This window comes from Streptomyces roseolus (assembly GCF_014649855.1).
GTDB classification, from domain to species: domain Bacteria; phylum Actinomycetota; class Actinomycetes; order Streptomycetales; family Streptomycetaceae; genus Streptomyces; species Streptomyces roseolus.
Genome location: NZ_BMTV01000054.1, coordinates 1 through 24,709, shown reverse-complemented (window position 1 = coordinate 24,709; position 24,709 = coordinate 1). Strand labels below are relative to the sequence as shown.

19 protein-coding genes are annotated in these 24,709 nt (G+C 73.8%); 10 read left to right on the top strand and 9 right to left on the bottom strand.

The genetic code is table 11. The annotated features are described in order from the left end of the window. Positions 1 to 224: 224 nt before the first annotated feature. Positions 225 to 656 (bottom strand): DUF3499 domain-containing protein, encoded by a 432-nt coding sequence (locus IE245_RS35645; protein WP_189955454.1) that lies wholly within the window; start codon positions 654 to 656, stop codon positions 225 to 227. 309 nt (positions 657 to 965) lie between these two features. Here IE245_RS35645 and IE245_RS35640 point away from each other — a divergent pair, with 309 nt between their 5' ends. Further along, a complete protein-coding gene (locus IE245_RS35640) occupies positions 966 to 1,430 on the top strand; it encodes a metallopeptidase family protein (RefSeq protein ID WP_189955453.1) in 465 nt (154 codons plus the stop codon). Between the two features lie 121 nt (positions 1,431 to 1,551). Here IE245_RS35640 and IE245_RS35635 read toward each other — a convergent pair whose 3' ends face one another. The 3 genes from IE245_RS35635 to IE245_RS35625 form a co-directional block, all read right to left on the bottom strand. Further along, positions 1,552 to 3,075: a DUF5719 family protein gene (locus IE245_RS35635; RefSeq protein ID WP_189955449.1), complete on the bottom strand. Its 1,524-nt coding sequence runs from the start codon at positions 3,073 to 3,075 to the stop codon at positions 1,552 to 1,554. Beyond that, positions 3,072 to 6,779, bottom strand: coding sequence for a glycosyltransferase family 2 protein (locus tag IE245_RS35630; protein ID WP_189955447.1), 3,708 nt, complete (start codon positions 6,777 to 6,779; stop codon positions 3,072 to 3,074). The genes IE245_RS35635 and IE245_RS35630 overlap by 4 nt, the downstream gene beginning before the upstream one ends. Before the next feature lie 321 nt (positions 6,780 to 7,100). After that, entirely contained in the window at positions 7,101 to 7,364 is a 264-nt protein-coding gene (locus tag IE245_RS35625; RefSeq protein WP_015033978.1) for a WhiB family transcriptional regulator, read from the bottom strand. 674 nt (positions 7,365 to 8,038) lie between these two features. On the opposite strand from IE245_RS35625, the gene IE245_RS35620 reads away from it, so the two are divergent. From IE245_RS35620 to IE245_RS35610, 3 genes are read left to right on the top strand one after another with little or no spacing between them, the layout of a single operon-like run. Then, entirely contained in the window at positions 8,039 to 8,563 is a 525-nt protein-coding gene (locus tag IE245_RS35620; RefSeq protein ID WP_189955446.1) for a cysteine dioxygenase, read from the top strand. 13 nt (positions 8,564 to 8,576) lie between these two features. Beyond that, the gene (gene cofD, locus IE245_RS35615) at positions 8,577 to 9,533 is read left to right on the top strand and encodes a 2-phospho-L-lactate transferase (RefSeq protein WP_189955445.1); all 957 of its coding nucleotides are present in this window, start codon (positions 8,577 to 8,579) and stop codon (positions 9,531 to 9,533) included. Beyond that, a complete protein-coding gene (locus IE245_RS35610) occupies positions 9,530 to 10,846 on the top strand; it encodes a coenzyme F420-0:L-glutamate ligase (protein WP_189955444.1) in 1,317 nt (438 codons plus the stop codon). Before cofD ends, IE245_RS35610 begins: the two co-directional genes overlap by 4 nt. 49 nt (positions 10,847 to 10,895) lie before the next feature. On the opposite strand, the gene IE245_RS35605 is transcribed toward IE245_RS35610, so the two are convergent. From IE245_RS35605 to IE245_RS35595, 3 genes are all read right to left on the bottom strand, one after another. Then, positions 10,896 to 11,843, bottom strand: a complete 948-nt coding sequence (locus IE245_RS35605; RefSeq protein ID WP_189955443.1) for a DNA-3-methyladenine glycosylase family protein — start codon at positions 11,841 to 11,843, stop codon at positions 10,896 to 10,898. Between the two features lie 158 nt (positions 11,844 to 12,001). Beyond that, on the bottom strand, positions 12,002 to 13,084 hold the full coding sequence (manB, locus tag IE245_RS35600; protein WP_189955442.1) for a mannose-1-phosphate guanylyltransferase: 1,083 nt from the start codon (positions 13,082 to 13,084) through the stop codon (positions 12,002 to 12,004). 104 nt (positions 13,085 to 13,188) lie between these two features. Then, positions 13,189 to 14,604 carry a peptidoglycan recognition protein family protein gene (locus IE245_RS35595; protein ID WP_189955441.1) on the bottom strand — a complete coding sequence of 472 codons (1,416 nt, stop codon included), beginning with the start codon at positions 14,602 to 14,604 and terminating at the stop codon, positions 13,189 to 13,191. 126 nt (positions 14,605 to 14,730) lie between these two features. Here IE245_RS35595 and IE245_RS35590 point away from each other — a divergent pair, with 126 nt between their 5' ends. The 5 genes from IE245_RS35590 (at position 14,731) to IE245_RS35570 (ending at position 22,551) form a co-directional block, all read left to right on the top strand. After that, on the top strand, positions 14,731 to 15,483 hold the full coding sequence (locus IE245_RS35590; RefSeq protein WP_189955440.1) for a TIGR03089 family protein: 753 nt from the start codon (positions 14,731 to 14,733) through the stop codon (positions 15,481 to 15,483). 247 nt (positions 15,484 to 15,730) lie between these two features. After that, entirely contained in the window at positions 15,731 to 17,008 is a 1,278-nt protein-coding gene (locus IE245_RS35585; protein WP_189955438.1) for an LCP family protein, read from the top strand. Positions 17,009 to 17,257: 249 nt separating this feature from the next. Next, positions 17,258 to 19,006 (top strand): LCP family protein, encoded by a 1,749-nt coding sequence (locus IE245_RS35580; RefSeq protein WP_189955436.1) that lies wholly within the window; start codon positions 17,258 to 17,260, stop codon positions 19,004 to 19,006. A gap of 50 nt (positions 19,007 to 19,056) precedes the next feature. Next, on the top strand, positions 19,057 to 20,811 hold the full coding sequence (locus IE245_RS35575) for an LCP family protein (RefSeq protein ID WP_189955434.1): 1,755 nt from the start codon (positions 19,057 to 19,059) through the stop codon (positions 20,809 to 20,811). A gap of 237 nt (positions 20,812 to 21,048) precedes the next feature. Then, positions 21,049 to 22,551, top strand: coding sequence for an LCP family protein (locus tag IE245_RS35570; protein ID WP_373305460.1), 1,503 nt, complete (start codon positions 21,049 to 21,051; stop codon positions 22,549 to 22,551). A 96-nt stretch (positions 22,552 to 22,647) separates the two neighbouring features. On the opposite strand, the gene IE245_RS35565 is transcribed toward IE245_RS35570, so the two are convergent. Next, positions 22,648 to 23,181, bottom strand: coding sequence for an acyl-CoA thioesterase (locus tag IE245_RS35565; protein ID WP_189955432.1), 534 nt, complete (start codon positions 23,179 to 23,181; stop codon positions 22,648 to 22,650). A 119-nt stretch (positions 23,182 to 23,300) separates the two neighbouring features. Here IE245_RS35565 and IE245_RS35560 point away from each other — a divergent pair, with 119 nt between their 5' ends. Beyond that, positions 23,301 to 24,527 (top strand): LCP family protein, encoded by a 1,227-nt coding sequence (locus IE245_RS35560; RefSeq protein ID WP_189955430.1) that lies wholly within the window; start codon positions 23,301 to 23,303, stop codon positions 24,525 to 24,527. Between the two features lie 101 nt (positions 24,528 to 24,628). Here the strand turns inward: IE245_RS35560 and IE245_RS35555 are convergent. Then, positions 24,629 to 24,709: acyl-CoA dehydrogenase family protein (locus IE245_RS35555; protein WP_157882129.1), on the bottom strand; the 81-nt coding region annotated here is incomplete at its 5' end.

Sequence of the window (24,709 nt, the reverse complement as noted above, 5' to 3'; positions counted from 1 at the left end):
CGGCACCGAAGAGCTCCGCGAGCTTCTCGTCCCACTGATCGGGAACGACCCCGCGGACGTCGTACGCCTTCACGATCTGCGACAGATCGGCAGTCACGGATCCACCCTCCTGAGTTCTCGGCACGCGTGTGCGGCGCGTGTACGGAACGCCCAAACTACCCGGGGTGAGGGTGTGGCACACGGCCGGTGGCCGGTTGTGGACCGCGGGTCGCCGGTCCGCGGGGTCAGTTGTCGGGGGAACGGAGCACCCGGAGGTGTCCGCGGCGGCCGACCTCCATGGGGTCGCCGCCCCGGCCCGTGCCGGGCTTGCCGGCCCCGGCGGCGCGCTCCTGGGGGCGGGCCGCCTCCCGGACCGCGTTGGCCAGGGCTTCGAGGTCGTCGCCGCTGGGGCGGGTGGGGGCGGAGGCGTCGGAGAGCCGCACGACCTCCCAGCCGCGCGGGGCGGTGAGGCGCTCGCTGTGCTCGGCGCACAGGTCGTAGCAGTGGGGCTCGGCGTAGGTGGCGAGCGGGCCGAGGACCGCGGTCGAGTCGGCATAGACGTACGTCAGTGTCGCGACGGCAGGGCGGCCGCACGCGGTGCGCGAACAGCGACGTACAGGGCTCACGACGTTGGACGGTACCGCACTCTTGACCGGGCCGCGACGACTCTCCCCCAGGTCACTCCACCGTGTCGCGGTGTGACGTCCGACACCCCCGTTCGAGTGGTGCCGGTTCTGACCTGCGGCGGAGGGGGCTCAAGGGGGGTGGGACAGGGGGCGATCCGGACATGGAGGGGGAGGAATTCGGTCAGCCGCGGCCGGATGGCCGATCGCGAGCGGGTGCCGAATCGTTCCCTGGGACGGCCGGAATGTTCAGGTTTGGACAGCGGAGGGGGCGTGGGCGGGGCGCGGAGGGGGCCGGACGCGCCGATCGGCCGGTCCTCGCCACGGTGCGGAGTGACCCAGGAGAGTTACGCTGCGTCAGTGATGGACACTCCTGTGCCGCCCGGGCAGCCGGGCCCCTCGCGGAGCTCCGGGGAGCCGCCGGCCGAGCCGCGGGTCCGCCGGCGGGACCGGCACGGCCGTGGGATGCGGGGGCCGGTCGCGCCGCCGCAGGTCCCGCTGTCCGTGAGCCGTGCGGACACCTTCCGCGATCTCGTCCTGGACTCGGTGGAGCGACTCGAACGGCGCTGGCCGCAGCTCCAGGACGTCGAGTTCATGATCCTGGAGGTGCCTCCGGTGGTCTCCGGCGAGACGGTGCCGCTGGGAGGTTCGGTGCCGGCCGAGAAGCGGGAGCCGGCGAAGGTCGTCGTCTACCGGCGGCCGGTCGAGATCCGGTCGAAGAGCCGGGACGAGCGGGCGCTCCTGGTGCACGAGGTCGTGGTGGAGCAGGTCGCCGAGCTCCTCGGGCTCTCCCCCGAGTCGGTCGACCCCCGGTACGGGCAGGACTGAGGCCGCCGGTACGGGCCCCTGCCGGTACGGGCAGGACCGAGACCGCCGCGACGGGCTTCCGCCGGTACGGGCTTCCGCGGTGCGCCCGGGGCGCGCGGGAGCCCGCACCGGCGGAGGGCCGTCAGTCGTCGAGGACCGTGAGGTCCCGGCGGGCGGTCGGGACCTGGACCGTGCCGCGGTCGTCCACCAGGGTCTGGACGGTGAACATCGGGATGTCGCCCTCGGGGAGGGTGAGCGTGCGGGACGCGTACACCGGTCCGCCGCCCGCGACCGGTTCGACGGTCAGCGCGTAGGAGCCCTTGGCGTCCTTGGGGGCGAGATCGGTGAGGACGGTCGTGGTGCCCGCCTTGAGGGAGACCGTGCGGGTGGCGGGGGCGCCGCCCTCCGTGCCGGCCGAGGCCGTGACCTTCACCTGGGCGGCCGCCTCGGGGGCGGTGAGGGCGAGGGCGGTGCCCTTGGCGCGGTTGTCGGCGACGGTGGCGCGGCCGGTGACGGGGGCCGCGGCGGGGATGAAGGCCATCTCCGTGTCCGAGCCCTTGCCGCGGACGACCTTGAGCGCGGCCACGACCGGGACCGGCTTCTTGGGGTCGGTCGGGGTGAGCAGCAGGGAGGAGGCGGCGCCCCGGGTGAGGTCCGGCAGGTCGACGAAGGCGGTCATGCCGGCCTTGACGTGCAGGGATTCGGCGGCGGCGGGGACGATCGTGCCGTTCGCGGTGGCCAGCTGGATCTTCAGGTCGGCGTCGGAGTCGCCGGGGGCGAAGGCGACCAGGCGGACGCCGGTGGCGTCGGCCGGGATGCCGGGGAGCACGGGGCGGGCCGCCGGGTCGGCGGAGGCGGAGAGCCAGTCGCTGCCCACGCCGTCGGTGGCGGAGCCGAGGGCGGCGCCGACCCGGCCCGCGCGGGTGGAGACGTGGGCCGTCAGGTTCTCCTGGGCGCCCTCGGTGAGGAGGGTGTCGAGGCGGACCGGGACGGTGGAGTGGGGCGGGACGTCGACGCCGGTCTGCGCGATGGTGGTCTTCAGCTCGCCCTCGGGGCCGTACAGCTCGATGTCGGCGACGGCGACGCCGTCGTCGGGGTTGGTGAGGTGGATGTAGTCGGTGCGGCCCTTGGCGGTGGAGGCGGCCGGGAACCAGAGGTCGGTGTCGGGGGCGGAGCAGGTGACGCCGAGGAGGCCGCGGGCGGCGCCGGCCGGGACGAGGGTGGTGTGCTGGACGGTCCAGCCGGGGGCGAGGGCGCCGGTGGCGGTGCCGGTGAGGCCGTGGGTGACGGCGCCGTCGGTCTCGGTGGCGACCGGCTTGCCGGGGGCGGTGACCGTGCCGGGGGCCTTGGCGTCCTTCTTGAGGGCCGGGGCGTCCGGGTTCTTGGCGATGCCGAGGACGGCCGTCGGCTTGGGGGCGGTGGTGCCGGCGGCGGCCGGGGCGGCGGTGCCGGGCGGGGTGTACGAGGTGGTGAGCGTCTCGGCGACGTCCGAGGTGCTGGGGGCGGGGCAGAGCAGGCTGGTGCGCTCGACGGGGAGGCGGGCCGGCTGCGGCGCGGGGGCGGCGGACGCGGCGCCGGGCTCGCCGGGGGCGGTCATCGCGGCGAAGCCGGTGACGGCGGCGAGGGCGGTGACGACCGCGATCAGGGAGATGCTGGGGCGCTTCACTGGTTGCTGCTCCCGTCGGGACGCTGCTCGGTCTCGTGGGCCTGGCCGCCCTGGGGGTGGCCGTAGTCGTAGCCCGCGTAGGGGTCGTACGGCGGGGGGGTCTGCGGGTCGTAGCCCTGGCCCTGGCCGTACGCCTGGGGGGCGGCGTAGGGGTCGTACGCCGGGGGGTTCTGCGGGTCGTACCCCTGGCCCTGGCCCTGGCCGTATCCCTGGCCCTGGTCGTAGCCCTGCTGGGGGTACGCGTACGCCTGCTGCTGGTACGGGTCGGCGTACTCCTGGGAGTAGCCCTGCTGGTCGTACCCGGGGGCGTACCGCTGCTGGGCGTGGGCGGGGTCCTGGCCCGCGGCGTCCCACTCGTCCGGCCCGGCGGTCTGCTGACCGGGAACGGGGGCGGGGGCGGCCGGGTGGTCGGTGTCCGGGGTGCCGGAGCGGTCCTCGGCGCCGGCGGCCGCCTCGGCCTCGGCGGCGGCGCGCAGGCGGCGGGCGCGGCGGCCGTCGCCTTCGGCGGCCTGGGCCGGGATGGCCGTCTCCTCCTCGGGCAGGTCGTCGTCGATCTCGCGGCGGCGGCCGGGCATGGCGAGGACGACGAGGACGACGGCGAGGCCGACCTGGGTCCAGATCCAGGCGGTGTGCGCGAGGGGCTCGTCGTAGGTGAGGTCGAGGCGGCCGCCGTCGGCGGGGAGCTGGAAGCCCTGGGCCCAGCCGTCGACGGTGGTGGGGGTGAGCGCGGTGCCGTCGAGGGTGGCGGTCCAGCCCTCGTCGGCACGGTCGGCGATCCGCAGGACGCGGCCGGCGGGGCCGGCGGGGACGTCGGCGTGGGCCTCGACGGGTCCGGCGGGGACGGGCAGGGGGAGGACGTCGGCCGTGGTGCCGGGCTTGGCGGCGGGCGGCACGATCATCACGCGGGCGATCTCGCGGTCCACCTCCCACAGCGCGACGCCGTCGAGCTGGCTGAGGCGCGAGAGGCCGGGGGTGGTGTCGAGGACGCGGCTCATCTGGCGCGGCGCGCCGTCCTTGACCAGGACGTACCGGACGGCGAAGGCGCTGAGTTCCTGGGTCTGGTCGGCGCCGGAGCCGGCGACGAGCTTGGCGACGACGGAGTCGAGGCGCGGGTCGGGCTCGGCGGTCGCGGTCAGTTCGGCGTCGCCGAGGCGGGCGCCGGAGCCGCGGACCAGGGTGTAGTCGACCGCGCCGGGCGAGCTGCCGGAGAGCACCAGGGTGCGGGGCTGGTTCTTCTCGCCGGCCATCTGGGCGACGAAGGCGGGCACCTGCACGGGGTCGCGGCGGGTCAGCGGGCCGTCGGCGCCGCCGATCATCCAGCCGGCGGCGGCGACGGCGGGGCCGACGGCGCAGGCGAGGGCGACGAGGGCGGCGACGGGCTGGCGCCAGCCGAAGCCGTGGGCGGCGACGCGGCTGCGACCGCCCTCGGCGCCGAGCATGCCGGCGGCGATGAGGCCGGAGCCGTAGACGAGGGTGGCGGGGCCGGCCCAGCCGGTGCCGTCGGCGCCGTTGGAGAGGGCGGCGAAGAGGAGGCCGGCGAGGGCGGCGGTCCAGGCGGCGAGGACGGCGCGGCGGCGCTCCTCGCGCAGCAGGCCGGCGAGCGCGGCGAGGACCAGGCCGAGGAGGAGGAGTCCGCCGGTGGTGCCGGGGCCGCCGGGGTTGCCCGCGAGCAGGTCGACGGCGGAGGCGGTGCCGGTGCGCAGGTCGAGGCCGGCCTCGTGGAGGAAGGCGGAGGGGTCGGTCAGCAGGGTGAGCGACCAGGGGGCCAGGGCCAGGATCGGGGTGCCGACGGCGGCGAGGAAGCGGAGCCCGTACGCGGTGATGTCGTCGCGGCGGAGGGCGAGGACGCCGAGGCCGAGGACCACGGCGAGCGGCCACACGACCGGGGTGAACGCGGTGGTGACGGTGAGCAGCAGGGCGTAGGCCCAGGTGGCGCGCCAGCTGCCGCGGTCGGGGCGGTTCAGGCCGTGGGCGGCGACGGCGGCGCGGGCGATCGGCGGGAGCAGGACCGCGAGGGTCGCGGTGCCGAGCCGGCCGGTGGCGAGGGCGCCGGTGGCGGCGGGCAGGAAGGCGTAGGCGATGGCGCCCCAGGCGAGCAGGAGGCGGGAGCCGACGAGGCCGCGGGCGGCGAAGTAGGCGGTGAGGCCGGCGAGCGGGACCGAGCAGACGAGCAGCACGGTCAGCGCGGTGGAGGTGGAGCCGAGGAAGAGCGCGGAGAGTCCGGCGAGGATGCCCAGGTAGGGCGGGGCGGTCTGGGTGCCGCCGGTGCCGAGGGTGTGCCAGGCGTCCGCGTACCGGTTCCACAGTTCGGAGACGGTGTCGGGGGCGGGCAGCAGGACGCCGCCGGCGAGGGAGCCGCCGGCGAAGAGGTTGCGGCAGGCGACGAGGGAGACGAGGAGGAGGACGGCGAAGAGGACCGGGCCGGGCTTGCGGGCGATCTTCTTCAGGCGGGCGAACTGCTCGACCTCCAGGAAGTCGGCGTCGTCGCCGCCGGGGCCGGACTCGACGGCGCCGTGGCGGGAGCCGCCGGAGTCGGCCTCGTCGCCGCCGAAGTGGGAGACGAGCTGTTCGGCGGCGGCGCGGACGGTGGCGCCGGGCGGCGGGAAAAGCGGGCGGAGCTCGCCGGCCGGGACCTCGGGGTTCTTCCGCCGGGTGCGGGCGGCGAGGATCTTCTCGGGCCGCAGCAGGGTGGCGAGGAGACCCATGATCTCGTCGACGGCCTGGCCGGGGGCCTTGCCGACGAGGAGGCCGAGGGTGCGCAGGACGGTGCCGAGGACGAGGCGGAGGAAGACGTAGGGGAGCGCGCGGCCCGGGGTGTTGGCGAGCAGCGTGTAGACGGCGGCGGCCTTGTCGACGCGGTGCGGGCTGGCGGCCGTGCGGCCGGCGCAGTCGACGGAGCGGCGCTCGCGGGCGGAGGCCTCGGCGTGCCGCAGGACGGCGTCGGGGGCGACGAGGACGCGGTGGCCGGCGGAGTGGGCGCGCCAGCACAGGTCGACGTCGTCGCGCATCAGGGGCAGGCGGCGGTCGAAGCCGCCGAGCTCCTCGAAGACGTCGCGGCGGACCAGCATGCCGGCGGTGGAGACGGAGAGGACCGGGCGGATCTGGTCGTGCTGGCCCTGGTCCTGCTCGCGGCGGTCGAGGCCGGTCCAGCGGCGGCCGCTGCGGGCGATGGTGACGCCTGCTTCGAGGAGCTGTTTGCGGTCGTACCAGCCGCGCAGCTTGGGGCCGATGACGGCGGCGTACGCGTCGGAGTCGGCGACGCGCAGGAGTTCGGCGAGGGCGCCGGGCTCGGGGGCGCAGTCGTCGTGCAGCAGCCACAGCCATTGGACCGGTTCGCCGTGCGGGAGTTCGGGGAGGTCGTACGCCTCGTCGTTCCAGCTGCGGCTGACGGGGTCCCAGCCGCTGGGGCGCTTGAGGTACGGCAGGTCCTCGGGTCCGAGCACGGGCGCGGTGCGGACGGCCTCGTCGACGGCGGCGCCGAAGCCGGTGCGGCGCGCGAGGTGCAGCACGCGGTCGGGGCCGACGGCTTCGGCGACGAGCTGTGCGGACTCGTCCGCGCTGCCGGTGTCGGCGGCGACCACGCTCTGCACCGGGCGCTCCTGGGCGAGCAGCCCGGAGAGCGCGTCGGGCAGCCAGCGGGCTCCGTCGTGGGTGACGAGCACGGCGGTGACGACGTGCCTGGGGAACTCAGGAGTTGAGGACATCGAGCTACGGGCCCTCCGGCCGGGGTCGCCCGCGGTGGGGCGTGGGAGCGGCTTGGACGGAGGCCCACACTAATGGCTGCGGCGGGTGGGGGTGCCTGCGGTCGCGGCGGGAGCGGGTGCGGGTGCCCGCTGCCTGCGGGGGTGCCGGGGGCGGGCGTGCGGGGGCCGGGCGCCGCCCCGGGGGTGTTCCAGCCCGCCCGTTCCTCCTCCGTGGGCCACGTCCAGGAGACCTTCGGGCGGAACGCGCGCCCGCAACGGGGAACGGTCCGCCTCCCTCGTGTGCGGGAGACGGACCGTGGGTGGTTTCCGGACGGCGGCGGGTCAGACGGCGGCCTTCTTGAGGCGACGGCGCTCGCGCTCGGAGAGGCCGCCCCAGATGCCGAAGCGCTCGTCGTTCTGGAGCGCGTACTCCAGGCATTCGGAGCGGACTTCGCAGGCGAGGCAGACCTTCTTGGCCTCGCGGGTCGAGCCGCCCTTCTCGGGGAAGAAGGACTCGGGATCGGTCTGGGCGCACAGCGCGCGCTCCTGCCAGCCGAGTTCCTCGTCCGCGTCCTCGACCAGCAGTTCCTGGAACAACTCGGTCATCTGCGCCCCTCGTCTGTCTGTGCGTCCCGTGATGTCGCCGTGATCGAAACGGCCGAACGACACGAGTGAAATTACAAGTTCGTGCTCTGTGCGAGTCAAGCCGAGATCTGCTATTGGGCCCCGTATTCACTCTGCGGAACCAAGCCTATGCGGAAAGTGTTCAAATCACCAAAAACCTGACACATGCCACCGGCCGTTCCCATGGGGCGCGCCTACCCCCGGAAAGACGTACGAGACGTGGATCTTGTTGCGATCCCACCGGGGAAGCGATCCGGATCACAGTCCGATCACGGAGCGCGTCCGCCGCGGCCATGTCCACGGGCCCGACTGCTGCGCCATCTTGCCTGGTCCGGGCCTGAACAAACCTTTCTCCGGGCACGGTAACCGGATGAGGTGAAACATTACCCCCAAATCGGGCATTGAGTTGACAGTCGGGTACCGCTCCCGCCACTTTGGTGGCATGCCAGCGACCGCAGCGCCCTCCGCGACCCACGCCCGTGGGTTCCGCCGCGCTGTCCAGGCGCGCTGTTGCTGTTGCTGTTCCAGCTGTTGATGCCCCAGAGCTCCGGCTGCTCCTCCCAGCGTCACCCTGCGTCACCCGTGTCACCTCTGCGCCCCTCCCCGGGCCGTGGCCCCCCACCGCACCCCCGTTTCTGCTGAGGAACCACCCACCCATGAACATGGACAGTGACCTTCAGATCGCCGGCGACCTCATGGAGGTCCCGCACCTGCTCCAGCCCGAGCGCGAGCACCCCGTCACCGTCGCCGAGTTCGCCGGTCTGGCCCGCGAGCTCGCCGCCGACCGCGACCGGTGGGCCCCGCACGTCGAGTACGACGCCACCACCCGCTGGTACCACCGCCTGCGCACCGGGCCCGGCTACGAGGTGTGGCTGCTCTCCTGGGTGCCCGGCCAGGGCAGCGGCCCGCACGACCACGGCCGCTCCTCCGGCGTCCTCACCGTCCTCCAGGGCGAGTTGACGGAGCGTACGGACCGGGGCACGCGCGTCCTGCGGCCCGGCACCCAGCGGGTCTACGCGCCCGGCTACGTCCACGAGGTCGTCAACGACTCGCTGGAACCGGTCGTCAGCCTCCACGTCTACTTCCCCGGGCTGACCGAGATGCCCATGCACGAGCCGATGCACGAGTCCCTCCGGGGCCGGTGCGCCGCCCCGGCCGCCCCGGAGGCGATCACCGCCTGACAGACTGCTGTGCATGCGCATTGTGGTTCTGGCCGGTGGCATCGGTGGTGCCCGTTTTCTTCGTGGCCTGAAGCAGGCCGTCCCGGACGCGGAGATCACCGTCGTCGGCAACACCGGTGACGACATCCATCTCTTCGGTCTGAAGGTCTGCCCCGACCTGGACACCGTGATGTACACCCTCGGCGGTGGCATCCACGAGGAACAGGGCTGGGGCCGCGAGGGAGAGACCTTCGCCGTCAAGGAGGAGCTCGCCGCGTACGGGGTCGGACCCGAGTGGTTCGGCCTCGGCGACCGGGACTTCGCCACCCACATCGTCCGCACCCAGATGCTCGGCGCCGGTTACCCGCTGAGCGCCGTCACCGAGGCGCTCTGCGCCCGCTGGCGGCCGGGCGTCCGGCTCCTCCCGATGTCCGACGACCGCGTCGAGACGCACGTCGCCATCGAGGTCGACGGGGAGCGGCGGGCCGTGCACTTCCAGGAGTACTGGGTGAGGCTGCGGGCCTCCGTCGACGCGCAGGCCGTCGTGGCCGTCGGCGCGGAGGCCGCCAAGCCCGCGCCCGGCGTCCTGGAGGCGATCGCCGAGGCCGACGTCATCCTCTTCCCGCCGTCGAACCCGGTCGTCTCCGTCGGCACGATCCTCTCCGTGCCCGGCATCCGCGAGGCCGTCGCGGCCGCCGCCGCGCCGGTCGTCGGCCTCTCCCCCATCGTCGGGGACGCGCCCGTGCGCGGCATGGCCGACAAGGTGCTCGCGGCCGTCGGCGTCGAGTCGACGGCGGCGGCCGTGGCCCGCCACTACGGCTCCGGCCTCCTCGACGGCTGGCTGGTGGACACCGTGGACGCGGACTCCGTCGCCGACGTCGAGGCCGCCGGGATCGCCTGCCGGGCCGTGCCGCTGATGATGACCGACGTGGACGCGACCGCCGAGATGGCGCGGGCGGCACTGGCGCTCGCCGAGGAGGTCCGCGGGTGACGGCCGGCGCGGAGCCGGCGGCCTCGTACCGGGTGTGGGGGCTCGCCGGGCTGCCGGAGGTGGCGCCCGGCGACGACCTGGCCCGGCTGATCGCCGCCGTCTCCCCCGGCCTGGAGGACGGGGACGTGCTCCTCGTCACCTCCAAGATCGTGAGCAAGGCGGAGGGGCGGATCGTCGCCGCCGGTGACCGCGAGGAGGCCATCGACGCGGAGACCGTACGGGTCGTGGCGCGGCGCGGCACCCTCCGCATCGTCGAGAACCGGCAGGGGCTCGTCATGGCGGCGGCCGGGGTCGACGCCTCCAACACCCCCGCCGGCACCGTGCTGTTGCTGCCGGAGGACCCCGACGCCTCGGCACGGCGGATCCGGACCGGGCTGCGCGAGGCGCTCGGCGTGGACGTGGGGGTCGTCGTCACCGACACCTTCGGGCGGCCCTGGCGGGCCGGCCTGACCGACGTGGCGATCGGCGCGGCCGGCGTGCGGGTCCTGGACGACCTGCGGGGCGCGACCGACTCCCACGGCAACGACCTGAGCGTGACCGTCGTCGCCACCGCCGACGAACTCGCCGCCGCGGGCGACCTGGTGAAGGGCAAGGCCACCGGCGTGCCCGTCGCCGTCGTCCGCGGCCTGCCGCACGTCGTCGGGGACGACGGGGAGCCGGGCGCGCGGGCGCTGATGCGGGCCGCCGCCGACGACATGTTCCGGCTCGGCACCTCGGAGGCCGTACGGGAGGCGGTGACGCTGCGGCGCACGGTGCGCGAGTTCACCGACGCCCCCGTCGACCCCGGGGCGGTGCGGCGCGCGGTCGCCGCGGCCGTGACGGCTCCGGCCCCGCACCACACCACCCCGTGGCGGTTCGTCCTCCTGGAGTCCGCGGAGTCGCGGCTCCGGCTGCTCGACGCGATGCGGGACGCGTGGATCGCGGACCTGCGGCGGGACGGGAAGTCCGAGGAGTCCGTCGCGAAGCGGGTGCGGCGCGGGGACGTGCTGCGGAACGCGCCGTACCTCGCCGTGCCCTGCCTCGTCATGGACGGCTCCCACCACTACGGCGACCCGCGCCGCGACGCCGCCGAACGCGAGATGTTCGTCGTCGCGGCCGGCGCGGGCGTCCAGAACTTCCTGGTCGCGCTGGCCGGGGAGCGCCTCGGCTCGGCCTGGGTCTCCTCGACGATGTTCTGCCGGGACGTCGTACGGGACGTGCTCGGACTGCCGGAGGGCTGGGACCCGATGGGGGCGGTGGCGATCGGGCATCCGGCGGCGGCGCCGAAGGAGCGGCCGGCGCGGAGGGCCGCGGAGTTCATCGAGGTGCGCTGACCACGCGCGGGTCCCGGGGCCCGTCCGGCCCCGGTCCGCCGGACCGGCCCTAGAGGGACCGGATGTCGTTCGGGGCCAAGCGGGGCGCCCGGCGGGGCGGGGTGCGGCCGCTGAGCAGGACGAGGCGGGCGGCCCGGTGGCGCTGGCCCGCGTAGGGGGCCAGGAGCTCCAGCATCGTCGCGTCGTCGGCGGTGCGGTCGCCCGCCAGGGCCCAGCCGACGATGCCGGGGAGGTGGAGGTCGCCGGTGGTGACCTCGTCGGGGGCGCCGTTGCTGCGCTGGACGGTCTCGGCGGAGGTCCACGGGCCGATGCCGGGGACCAGTTCCAGGCGCCGGCGGGCCTCCGGGGGCGGCATGCGGGCCGCCTCCTCCAGGCGGGGGGCGACGCGGGCGGCGCGGACGATCGTGGCGGCGCGCTTGTCGTCCACGTTGGCGCGGTGCCACTCCCAGGACGGGATCCTCGCCCAGGTGCGGGCGTCCGGCATCACGTGGAGGCCCTCGGGGACCGGGCCCGGGGCAGGTTCGCCGTACTGGCGGACCAGGCGGCGCCAGGAGCCGTACGCCTCCGTCGTCGTGACCTTCTGCTCCAGGACCGACGGGATCAGGGACTCCAGGACGAGGCCGGTGCGGGTGAGGCGGAGGCCGGGGCGGCGGCGGTGGGTCGCCAGGAGGAGCTTGTGGCGGGGGACGAAGGGGGCGGGGTCGTCCTCGGCGCCGAGGAGGGCGGGGAGGTTCTCGTCCAGCCAGGCCGCGCCGGGGCCCCAGGTGTCCGCGGTGACCTCGCTCCCGAGCACCCGGACCCGGACCGTGCCCGGGCCCTCCGGGGTGCGGCTGGCACGCCAGATCGAACCGTCGTCCGTGACGCGGAAGGTCGGGTCGTGCGGGCCCCTGCGGAGGGGGCCCAGGGTGAGGCCCAGGTCCAGGGGCCCCGACGGTACGCCGAGGTGGCCGCCGCGGGTGGTGGCGCGGGCGGGTCGTGGTGCGAAGCGGCCGGCCATGGGTACGAGCGTAGCCGGGTGCGGGGGCGCGGGTTCAGGCGCTGGTGCGGAGGCACCCGCGAAGGTGCCGGTCCGTCGCGGCCGTCCGTTCCGCCCCGGGGACCCCGTCCGGGGCCCCGGCGGAACGATCGCCCACGACGGAGCGGCCGGCCCCCCGCCTACTGGTCCGAGCTGAAGCGGACCGTGCCCGCGGGGAGGGTGGCGTCGCACCAGATGCGGATGCCGTCGCGGAGTTCGTTGTCGGGGCCGACGTGGGCGCCGTCGCCGATGACCGCGCCCGTGAGGACCGAGCGGGCGCCGATGCGGGCGCCGGCGCCTATGAGGGAGTCGGTGACGACCGCGCCGGGTTCCACGACCGCGCCGGCGAGGAGGGTGGAGCCGGTCACGCGGGCGCCCTCGCCCACCGTCGCGTGCGCGCCGACCACCGTACCGCCGGTGATCTTGGCGTCGGGGGCGACCCGGGCGGTCGGGAGGACCAGGCGGTCGCCGCAGCGGCCGGGGACGGCCGGGGACGGGGCGCGGCCGAGGACCAGGTCGGCGGAGCCGCGGACGAAGGCCTGCGGGGTGCCGAGGTCCAGCCAGTACGTGGAGTCGACCATGCCCTGGAGGTGGGCGCCGGAGGCGAGGAGCTCCGGGAAGGTCTCGCGCTCGACGGAGACCGGGCGGCCGGCGGGGATCGTGTCGATGACCGAGCGGCGGAAGACGTACGCGCCGGCGTTGATCTGGTCGGTGACGATCTCCTCGGGGGTCTGGGGCTTCTCCAGGAAGGCCGTGACCCTGCCCGTGTCGTCCGTGGGGACCAGGCCGAAGGCGCGGGGGTCGTCGACGCGGGTGAGGTGGAGGGAGACGTCCGCGCCGGAGTCGGCGTGCGTGGCCACCAGGGCGCGGATGTCGAGGCCGGTGAGGATGTCCCCGTTGAAGATGAGGACCGGCTCGTCGGGGCCCGAGTGGAGGCGGGAGGCGACGTTGCGGATCGCGCCGCCGGTGCCGAGCGGTTCCTCCTCGGTCACGTACTCCAGGCTCAGTCCGAGGTCGGAGCCGTCACCGAAGTGCGGCTCGAAGACCTCGGCGAGGTAGGAGGTGGCGAGCACGATGTGCTCGACGCCGGCGGCCTTGGCCCGCGCCAGCTGGTGCGTCAGGAAGGGGACGCCGGCCGCCGGGACCATGGGCTTGGGCGTGTTGACCGTGAGCGGTCGCAGCCGGGTGCCCTTGCCCCCGACCAGGAGGATCGCCTCTGTCACGTGTCGTCTCTGCTTCCTGCTTCGGGGCCGTTCGGCGCGCCCGTCTCGGTCGTCCGTGCGATATGACCGGTCAGTTTATGCAGATGGTTGCCTCCGTGCCCCCATCAGCTCCTTCCCTGGTATTTCGCGGAGGAGGCGCGGGCGGTTCCGAGCTTGCCGTAGAGATGTTTGCCGGGGCACTCCGTGGCGAATCCGTCACGGTGCCCGGCGATGGTGTGGAACGTGACCTTCTTGCCCTTCTTGTAGAGGTTTCCGCCGCCGGAGACGAGGGTCTGGGTGCCCTTGGGGTTGATGCCGTGGAGCCCGAGTTTCCAGGCCGTCAGGCGGGCGACGGCGGTGACGACGGCGGCCGGCGGGTTGGTGCTGGTGAAGGTGCCGAGGACGGCGACGCCCATGCTGTTGGTGTTGAAGCCGAGGGTGTGCGCGCCGAGGACCGGCTTCGCCACTCCCCCGGCCCGGCCTTCGTAGATGTTTCCGCACTTGTCGACGGCGAAGTTGTAGCCGAAGTCACGCCATCCACTGCTCTTCACGTGGTAGCGGTAGATACTGCGCAGGACGGAGGGGGCCTGGCCGCAGGTGTAGTTGTTGCCGGTGGCGCTGTGGTGGACGAAGGCCGCCTTGATCGTCTTGGTGTAGACGAAGCCCTTCTCGCGGATCTTCTCGTCGGCGCCCCAGCCCTTGCGGGTGATGATCTTGGGGCGGGGGCCGATGTACGGCTTCTTCTTCGCCGCCGCGGGCTCCGCCGCCTCCTGGGCGAGCGCCTCCGGAGCGGGCGCCTCGCGGGCGGGGGCCTCGTGGGCGGACGTCTCCGGGGCGGACGCCTCCAGGGCGGGGTCGGCGGCCGGGATGGCGGTCGCGCCGTAGGGGGCGAGCCGGCTGTTGACGCCGCTCGCGGCCGCCTCCGCCGCGGTGAGGGCGGCCGGCGGGGCCATCGCCCGGGTGCGGGGGGCCGGTCCCGCTTCCGGGGGCTCGCCCGGGTCGACCAGTTCCAGGCGGAGGCCGGCCGGGAGCGGAGCCGTACCGCCTCCGGCCTCTCCCCGTACGCGGATCTCGACGCCGTCCGAGTCGCCGACCCACAGGGGGGCGGTGGAGCCGCGCAGGGCTCCGGCGGAGCCCTCGGCCGTACCGGGGTCGGCCCCGTGCTCGTCGTTGTGGGTCTCCACGTCCTGCCAGGGCGACCAGACGCCGTCGGCGGTGGACCGGGTGCGGACCTGGACGGTGCCGTGGAGGGGGGTGGCCGGGTCGTCCCAGACCACGCCGACGAGGGAGAAGGGTCTGACGTCCCGTCGGGTCAGGCCCTGCTCGGTGGCGGCGCCCGGGTCCGTGCCGAAGGTGCGGACGGAGGCGCCCAGCGGACGGAGCGGCAGCGACTGGGTGGAGCCCGGCAGCTCGTCCTGGGCCGGTGGCAGGGCGTTCGCCGCCGGACGCGCGGTGGCCGTCGCCGGGGCGACGAGGGTGACCGGCAGGGCGAGCGCGGCCGCGCAGGCGACGGCGATCGAGGAGGCGAGTGAGGCACGCATGGCCCGATCGTGGGCAGCCCGGCCCCCCGGCGCGCGCCGGGAGACGGACGGCCCGTCAGGCCGACCGGAGGACCCCGTCACCGGTACGGCCCAAGGGGGCGCGCCGGCCCGCGTACCCTGTGCGGCGTGAACGCCAGCGACCGCACCCCCGCCGACCTGCTGCGATCCGCGCTCGCCGCGGACCCGGCCCGCCCTCTGGTCACCTACTACGACGACGCCACCGGTGAACGGGTGGAATTGTCCGTCGCCACCTTCGCCAATTGGGTGGCGAAGACCGCCAATCTGCTCCAGGGCGAGCTGTCCGCCGAACCCGGCGACCGGCTCGCGCTGCTGCTGCCCGCGCACTGGCAGACCGCCGTCTGGCTGCTCGCCTGCTCCTCCGTCGGCGTGACGGCCGAGCTGGGCGGCGACCCGGCGGCCGCCGATCTGGTGGTGGCGGGGCCGGACGCGCTCCAGGCGGGTCTGGCCTGCTCCGGGGAGCGGATCGCGCTCTCCCTGGCGCCGCTGGGGCGCCGCTTCCCGTCGGTGCCCGCCGGATACGCGGACTACGCGGTCGAGGTGCCGGGCCAGGGCGACCGCTTCGCGCCGTACGCACCGGTGGACGCGGACGCGCCGGCCCTCGTCGTCGACGGTACGGAACGCAGCGGCGCCCAGCTCGTCGAACAGGCCCGGCTCGACGGCGCCCGGTTCGGGATCGGCCCCGGCTCGCGGCTGCTGTCCGGGCTGCCGTACGACTCCTGGGAGGGCCTCTCGGCCGGGCTGTACGCACCCCTGGCCACGGGCGGCTCCGTGGTGCTCTGCCGGCACCTGGGCGAACTGGCGCCGGAGTCCCTGGAGAAGCGCATCGAGAGCGAGCGGGTCACCGCGACGGCCCTCTGACGGGCGGAGCGGAGACGGGCCGGGCCCCGGACGGGCGCCCGGCCCGTGGCGTTCGCGCGTCCGTTGCACCCGTTCGGCCGACCGACGCGCCGCGTACCCGCGACCGTACGGCGAGTCCGGTACATGATCGGCCCGGGGGGAGTCGTCTCCTCCGTACAACCCCGTGTCGGGTTCGGCCGTCTCCTTCTGCGAACGCCGGGCGCCCGACGCGCCCGAGACGCCCTGACCCTAAGGACGGACTGACGACGTGACGGACCGCGCTGGCACGCCCGCCGAACCGGACCCGGAACCGGAGCAGGAGCGGGAGACGGAGTCCGGGACGGAGACCGGCACGGAGACCGGGACGGAGACCGGGACGGAATCCGAGGGCTCCGGCGGCGGGGGGCCCGGGGCGGGGGCCGGGGGCCGGCGGCACTGGCTGCGCTGGGGGGCGCTCGGGGTTTCCGTCGTGCTCCTGGGGGCGGCCGGGACCGGGTGGTGGTTCTACCGGAAGCTCGACGACAACATCACCACGGACACCACAGCGGCGGACGAGCTGCGGCGGTACGAGAGGGAGCGGCCGTCGGCCGTCGTGTCGGCCGCGCGGAACATCCTGCTGATCGGCTCGGACACCCGTTCCGGCGAGGAGAACCGGAAGTACGGGAAGGACCGGGGCACCCAGCGCTCCGACACGGTCATCCTGCTGCACCTGGCGGCCGACGAGTCGGGGGCGACGGCCGTGTCGATCCCGCGCGACCTGATGGTGACGATCCCGAGCTGCGCCAGGACCGAGGGGGGCGGCCGGACCCGGGAGCGGCTGGCGCAGTTCAACTGGGCGTACGAGTGGGGCGGGACGGCGTGCACGATCCGTACCGTCGAGAAGCTGACCGGGATCCGGGTCGACCACCACATGGTGATCGACTTCCGGGGCTTCAAGAAGATGGTGGACGCGGTGGACGGCGTCGAGGTCTGCCTGAAGGAACCGGTGGACGACGCCGACGCCAAGCTGAAGCTGCCGGCGGGCCGGCAGACGCTCGACGGGGAGCGGGCGCTGGGCTTCGTCCGGGCCCGGAAGTCGCTGGGGAACGGCAGCGACACCGAACGGATGGACCGGCAGCAGATGTTCCTGGGCGCGCTCGTCAACAAGGTGCAGAGCAACGGGGTGCTGCTGAACCCGGCGAAGCTGTACCCGGTGCTCGACGCGGCGACGAAGTCGATCACGACGGATCCGGGACTCGACTCGCTGCGGGACCTGTACGACCTGGCGCGGACGATGCGGGCGATCCCCACGGAGAAGGTGCAGTTCCTCACGGTGCCGCGACGCCCGTACACGTACAACGCGAACCGGGACGAACTGGTGCAACCCGCGGCGAGTGAGCTCTTCCGGCAACTCCGCGAGGACAAGCCGCTCGTGGTGACGAAGGCGGAACCGGAGGAGACCGAGGGCGCATCCTCCGACGGGAAGCCCGACGACGCCGGCACTCCGGCACCGAGCACGACGCCGACCTTCACGGGGCGGAACGCCGCGGAAGGGGTGTGTTCCTAGGCCCCGGGCGGGGCGGCTGGGTAAAGCGGGAGCCAAGGGAAACACCGGGGCGGATGCGGTTTGAGCGGATTGCCCAGTTGTAAGGGGCGTGGAATTTGTCACGGACGTCGCCCCGCGCTGAACTGGGCGGATAGTGTGACGCGATCCGGTGCACCCCGACCGTGTGGTCGCACTCAGCCAAGGATCGAACGACCGAGTGGCGCCCACAGGGGGAGGCGCCCCGCGTGGCACCGACGGAGGACAGGAACCGTGGACGCGCACAGCCGTGGACGGGCGGACGAGATCGACCCCGCCGACCAGTGGGTGCTCAACCCGCAGACGGGCAACTACGAACTGCGACTGGACCACTCCGCTGGGCAGTCGCCCGCCGGTACCACAGGTTCCAGTACCCGCCCCCCGGCCCGGTCAACCGCCCCGGCCGAGGCTCCCGTCCCCGGACAGAGACGACGGCGCCCCGCCGGGCCGGAGGCCCCCGAGCCCGCGCCCGGCGCGTCCCGCGGCGGCCGCCGCGTGCCCCCGCAGAGCCGCCGCAAGCGCAAGCAGGGCGCCGGCCGCAAGAAGAAGGTCCTGCTGTGGACCGGCGGCACGATGGCCTTCATCCTGGTCGGCGGCGCGGTCGGCGCGTACGCGATCTACAACCGGCTCAACAACAACCTCGACGTCGTCGAGGTCATCGGCAAGAACAAGAGCGCGGGCTTCCGCAAGGGCGAGGCCTTCAACATCGTGCTCATCGGCACCGACAAGCGGACCGGCGCGGGCAACGCGGGCTACGGCGACAAGAACAGCCCCGGCCACGCCGACACCACGATCCTCTTCCACGTCTCCAAGGACCGGTCGAACGCCACCGCGATCTCGATCCCGCGCGACCTGAAGACGGACATCCCCGAGTGCCAGGTCAAGGACGGCGACGGGATCAAGACGATCCCCGCCGAGGCCGACGTCCGCTTCAACGTGAGCCTCGGGCAGAACGGCCGCGACCCCGGCTGCGTCATGCGCACCGTGGAGGAGCTCACCGGCGTCGAGGTCGACCACTTCATGATGGCCGACTTCAACGCCGTCAAGGAGATGACGACCGCCGTCGGCGGTGTGAAGGTCTGCGTCGAGAAGCCCGTCGACGACCCGAAGTCGCACCTGAAGCTGCCGGCCGGCGAGTCGGTCGTGCAGGGCGAGCAGGCCCTCGCCTTCGTCCGCACCCGGCACAGCTTCGGCAACGAGTCCGACCTCGACCGCATCAAGGTCCAGCAGCAGTTCCTCGGTTCGATGATCCGTCAGATGAAGTCCGACGACACGCTGACCGACCCGGGCAAGCTCTTCGACCTCGCGGACGCGGCCACCAAGGCGCTCACCGTCGACGCCGGAATAGGGTCGCTCACCAAGCTCCAGGACCTGGCGGGCGAGCTCGCGGGGATCGACGCCAAGAACATCGCCTTCGCGACGCTGCCGGTCATCGACAACCCCGCCGAGAAGGTCAAGGCGACGGTCGTCCCGCATCCGACGAAGGCGCCGCAGCTCTTCGCGATGCTGGAGAGCGACACCTCGCTCACCGAGGTGAAGAAGAAGGAGGAAGAGGCCAAGAGCGCCCAGGCGAAGGCCCAGGCCGCGCTCCTGGAGGGCGAGCGGGCCCCCTCCGCCGAGGTGCGCGTCGACGTCTTCAACGGCAGCGGCATCCAGGGTGCGGCCCAGTCGACCATCAACTGGCTCCAGAACGAACAGGGCGTCCTGCGCTCCACCAACAAGAGCAACGCCCCCGAGAAGGCGGCGAAGACGACCCTGGAGTACGCGCCGAACCAGGCCGATCAGGCCCGCGCCCTCGCGGACATGATGGGCCTGCCCGCGACGGCGCTCAAGCAGGGCACCACCGACGCCGCGGAGCGCGAGCCCATGACGCTCGTCCTCGGCTCGGACTTCAAGGGGGCGGGGGTGCCCATCACCGGACCGGCAAAGGCGCCGAAGGATCTGGGCGAAGTAGCAGCGGACAAGCAGGTGTGCGCGAAGTGACCCGGAAACACCGGAGTCCGGCGCGCGCCTGACCGAAGAGGGGACCTGGGGTGGGACAGAACAGCGTGCGACGGGAGGGGACGCGACCGAGCGTTCCGCACGCCCGAGACCGTGGCTGGGACGACGGACTGCACGGCGCGGGTGAGGCCACCGGCGCCGGCGGGGCGTCGGATCCGGCCGCCGCGCCGGCGCAGGCCGGCCGCGCCGCGCGCCGGCGCGGGACGACGGGCGACGACGGCTCCGCCGCGGACGCGGCGGGCACCGCGGGCGGCCGGGCGGCCGCGCGCCGCAAGGCCAAGAAGGCCGGCAAGCGGAAGGTGCTGCGCTGGTCGGCGATCGGCGTGTCCGTGCTGATCCTCGGCACGGCCGGCGCCGGCTACGCGTACTACCAGCACCTGAACGGCAACATCCGCAGCGGTGACCGCGCGGGCGGGAACAGCGGCGTGAAGAAGGCCGCCCCGAACGCGCTGGGCGACACCCCGCTGAACATCCTGCTGATCGGCTCCGACAGCCGGGCCTCCGACGCGAACGTGGCGCTGGGCGGCGGCAAGGACCTCCGGGACGACAAGCCCCGGGCCGACGTCCAGATGCTGCTGCACGTCTCCGCCGACCGGCAGAACGCCTCGCTGATCTCCATACCCCGGGACACCGTGGTGAAGATCCCCGACTGCAAGGGCGAGGACGGCACCGCGTACCCGGGCACCACCGACCGGCCCATCAACGAGACGCTCACCCGTGGCGGGCCCGGGTGCACGCTCACCACCTGGGAGACCCTCACCGGCGTCTACATCGACCACTGGATGATGGTCGACTTCGCGGGCGTGGTCGCCATGGCCGACGAGGTCGGCGGCGTCCCCGTCTGCGTCACCACCGGTGTGCACGACAAGTCGACCGCCCGGGTCAAGGGCGGATCGGGGCTGAAGCTGCCCGAGGGCACCACCGAGGTCAAGGGCGAGCAGGCGCTCCAGTGGCTGCGCACCCGGCACGCCTTCGGCAGCGACCAGAACCGCGCCAAGGCCCAGCACATGTACCTCAACGGCATGCTGAAGAAGCTCCAGCAGCAGAACGCCTGGACGGACACCGGCCGGCTGATGGGCCTCGCGGAGACCGGCACCAAGGCCCTCCAGGTCTCCGACGGCCTCGACACCGTGGCCAAGCTCTTCGACCTCGGCATGCAGCTGAAGAACGTGAAGGTCGACCGGCTCTCCACGGTCACCATCCCGACCGACCCGTATCCGCCGAACCCGGACGCCTGGCTGAAGCCGAAGGCCTCGGCCGACAAGATCTGGAACATGCTCCGGGACGACGTCGCCCTCGACAAGAACGGCGACAAGGCACCGGCCAAGCCGGCGGCGTCGGCCTCCGCGACGCCGAAGGCGACGGCCGCCGCGCCCGCCACGCTCGCCGTCACGGTCGTCAACGGCACCGACGGCAACGACGAACCGCCCGTCGAGGGGCGCGCCAAGGACATCGCCGAGGCGCTGGCCGGCAAGGGCTTCACCCAGGCCGGCACCTCCAAGGACCCCAAGCCCAGCAAGGGCACGGTCGTCGCCTACCCGAAGGCGGCCGGCGACCAGGGGCGGGTGGACGCCGAGTCCGTGGCGGCCGCCCTCGGCCTGCCGCCGTCCACCGTCCGCGGGGACGCGAACATACAGGGGCTGACCCTGGTCGTGGGCGCGGACTGGCGCGAGGGCGACACGTACGAGAAGCCGAAGCAGGAGGCCGGCGACCTGCCCGAGGGCGCCGACGACAAGGCGTCCTGCATGGAGGTCTACTCGGTCTACAAGTGGGACGGGAAGAGCTGACCGCTCGCCCCGGCGACACGGCGACGGCCGGCCCCCTGTGGAGGGGGCCGGCCGTCGCCGTTCGTACGAAGGGCCGGACCCGTGGGGGCGTCGCTTCCACCGACGGGTGACGTTACCGCGAACGGGGGACAGCGAGGCGCGCCGCGTGGTCCGGTGACCCTACCGGCTGATCGTATGGGCCTACGGTGCTCACGGTCTCCCGTCTTCACCCGGTCACACCAGCGGAGGTGTCCGTTCGTGCCCACACCGCCCCGCACGCCCCGTCCGCCCCGCACGCTCGGCACGGCCGGGCGGCCGCCCGCCCCCCGGCGCGGCGGACCCGCCCCGGTGCGGCGGCCCCGGCGGCGGCCCCGGTGGGGGATGCGGATGGCGACCGCGCTCTCCGTGGTGGTGCTCGCGGCCGGCGGGATCGGGCACGCGGTGGTGACCGGGCTCGACACCGGGATCACGCGGGTGGACCCCTTCAAGGACATGAAGAACCGGCCGCAGGCCGGGACCGGCATGAACGTGCTCGTCGTCGGCACCGACGGACGCGACCGGATCACCGCGGAGGAGAAGAAGAGGTACCGGCTCGGCGGGGCGCCCTGCCACTGCACGGACACCGTGCTGCTCGTGCACATCTCGGAGGACCGGAACCGCGCGAGCGTCGTCTCGCTGCCCCGGGACTCGTACGCCGAGCTGCCCGAGCACACCGACCAGAACAGCGGCGAGAAGCACCGCGCGCATCCGGTGAAGCTGAACGCCGCCTACGCGGAGGGCGGGCCCGCGCTGACCGTGCGGACGGTGGAGGCCATGACCCGGGTGAAGATCGACCACTACCTGGAGGTCGACTTCACCAGCTTCATGCGGACCGTGGACGCGGTCGGCGGGGTGCAGATCTGTACGCCGAAGCCGGTGAAGGACGCGTACACGGGGCTGGAGCTGGCGGCCGGGACGCACGAGCTGGACGGCGGGCAGGCGCTGCAGTACGTGCGCTCCCGGCACATCGACGGGGCCGCGGACCTGGGGCGGATGCAGCGGCAGCAGAGGTTCCTGGCGGCGCTGGTGGACCGGCTGACCAGCGGCGGGGTGCTGTTCAACCCGGTGCGGTTCCGGGAGGTCGCGACGACCCTGCTGGGGTCGGTGCGGGCCGACGAGGACTTCGGCACGGACCAGCTGCTGTCGCTCGCGAAGGCCATGCGGGGGTTCACCCCGGCGTCCTCGGAGTTCGTGTCCGTGCCCGTCGGGGACATGGACTTCCCCGTGAAGGGGATCGGCTCGACGGTGAAGTGGGACGCGGCCAGGGCGCAGCGGCTGTTCGCGGCGGTGCGGGAGGACCGGCCGCTGGCCGCGCCCCGGTCGGCGACCGCGGAGAAGAAGCCCGGGGCGGTGGTCGTGGACGTCGCGCCCAAGGGCATCCGGGTGCAGGTCTACAACGGCACGCGGATCAACGGGCTCGGGCGGAAGGCGGACGACGCGCTGCGGGGGGCCGGGTTCGACACGACGCGGTCGCCCCTGACGGGGACGGGGCCCGAGCGGGCGCGGACGCTGGTGGAGTACGACCCCCGGTGGGACCGGTCCGCCCGGTCCCTGGCGGCGGCGCTGCCCGGGGCCGAGCTGAAGGCGGTGCCGGGGCGGGGCGGAACCCTGCGGGTCACCGTCGGGGCCGATTACCGGGGGGTCACCGCGGTGCGCACGGAGGAGGCGGCGGCCCGGGGGCCGTTCGAGGCGGTCACCGGGGACCAGGTCGTCTGCCCGTAGGGGGCCGGGGCCACGGCACGGGAGCTCCGGCACCGCGCGGGGCGCCGTCCGGTGCGCCCGCCCGTTCCGCCCCGTGCGGGGCGCCTGCTCCCCGTCTCAGTCGAAATAGCCCTCGGCCGCCCTGCGCTCCCGCAGTTCCTTGATGGCCTGGCGGCGGGCCAGGCGGTGGGTGCGGCGGATCTGGGCCTCCTGGTAGCGGCGCTTGTCCTGCTCGGTCTCCGGGAGGACCGGGGGGACCGTGCGGGGCTTGCCGTCCCCGTCCACGGCGGCGAAGACGAGGTAGGCGGAGCCGACCTGGGTCGCGGGGGTGGTGTCGTTCCAGCGCTCGGCCATGACGCGGACGCCGACCTCCATGGAGGAGCGGCCGGTCCAGTTCACCTGGGCCTTCACGTGGAGGAGGTCGCCGACGCGGACGGGTTCCAGGAAGGCCATCTCGTCCATGGAGGCGGTCACGGCCGGGCCGCCGGAGTGACGGCCGGCGACGGCGCCCGCCGCGTCGTCCACCAGCTTCATGATCACGCCGCCGTGCACCGTCCCGAGGAGGTTGGTGTCGTGGCTCGTCATGATGTGGCTGAGGGTCGTGCGGGAGGCCGAGGTGGGCTTGCCGGGTATGCCGGCCGGTTCTGTCATGTCGTCCACCTTATGCCGGGTATCGGCGTTGTCTGCTTTGCATCAGCTTCGCAACAGCCCCGGTCCTATTTTCCACCCGGCCTGTCGCCCGGGAAGCGGAGACCGGCACACTGGTCCGCATGAATGACTGGCCTGAGCAGCAGCGCCGCCCCCAGGGGCAGCCGTACCCCCGGCAGCAGGGGTACGGCGACCGGGGACACGGGCAGGAGTACAACCCGAACTTCACTCAGGCGCAGGCCACGGGGTACGACTCCGGGTACAGCACCGGGCAGGTGTACGGGTCCCCGCAGGGCGGGGGCCGCGGTCCCGGGGGTCCGGGGGGACCCTCCGGTACCGGTGCCGGTGCCCGGCCCGCCGGTCCCGCGCCGGACTGGCGCAAGCGGATCAAGATCGGCTCGATCGTGCTGGTGGCCGGCGTCCTCGTCTGGGGCGTCGGGACGTACGCGTGGGCCAGCTCGCAGATGCGCAACGAGGTCGACCTGTCGAAGGTCATCGAGCGGCCGTCCGAGGGCGACTGCACGACGTACCTGATCGTCGGCTCCGACAGCCGTGAGGGCATGTCGGCCGAGGACAAGAAGAAGCTGCACACCGGTTCCGCGGAGGGCAAGCGGACCGACTCGATGATGATCCTCGCGGCCTGCTCCAGCGGGAACACGATGATCTCGCTCCCCCGCGACTCGTGGGTGACGATCCCGAACTTCGTCGGTTCCGAGTCCGGCAAGGCGTTCCCGGCGCGCGGCGGCTCCAAGCTGAACGCGGCGTACGCGATGGACGGGCCCGAGCTCCTCGTGCGCACGGTCGAGTTCAACACCGGGCTGCGGATCGACCACTACGCGGAGATCGGCTTCGCCGGCTTCGCGAACATCGTGGACGCGCTCGGCGGTGTCGAGATGAACATCGAGAAGGGCTTCAAGGACAAGAAGTCGGGCGCCGACTTCCAGGCCGGGAAGCAGACCCTCAACGGCGAGCAGGCCCTCGCCTTCGTCCGCACCCGGTACGCCTTCGCCGAGTCGGACCTGGCGCGGACGAAGAACCAGCAGAAGTTCCTGTCGGCGCTGGCGAACCAGGCGGCGACGCCGGGGACGATCCTCAACCCGTTCGCGCTGTACCCGACGCTCGGGGCCGGCCTGGACACGCTGATCGTCGACAAGGACATGTCGCTGTACGACCTCGGCAAGATGTTCTTCGCGATGAAGGGCATCAGCGGCGGCGACGGGAAGTCGATGAACATGCCGATCGCGGGCAGCGCGCCGCAGGGCTCCCTCAAGTGGGACATGCCGAAGGTGAAGCAGCTCGTCGAGCAGATCAGGAACGACGAGCCCGTGACGGTCACGTCGGACCGCTGACGCGAACGGAACGGCCGGCCCCCGCCGAGGGGGCCGGCCGTTCCGTTCGCGCTGCCACCGGGCGCCGGACGGCGAGAAGGCCGGGCGGCCCGGGTGGCGGGTTACGGGAGGTTGCGGGCCATGACGATGCGCTGGACCTGGTTGGTGCCCTCGTAGATCTGGGTGATCTTGGCGTCGCGCAT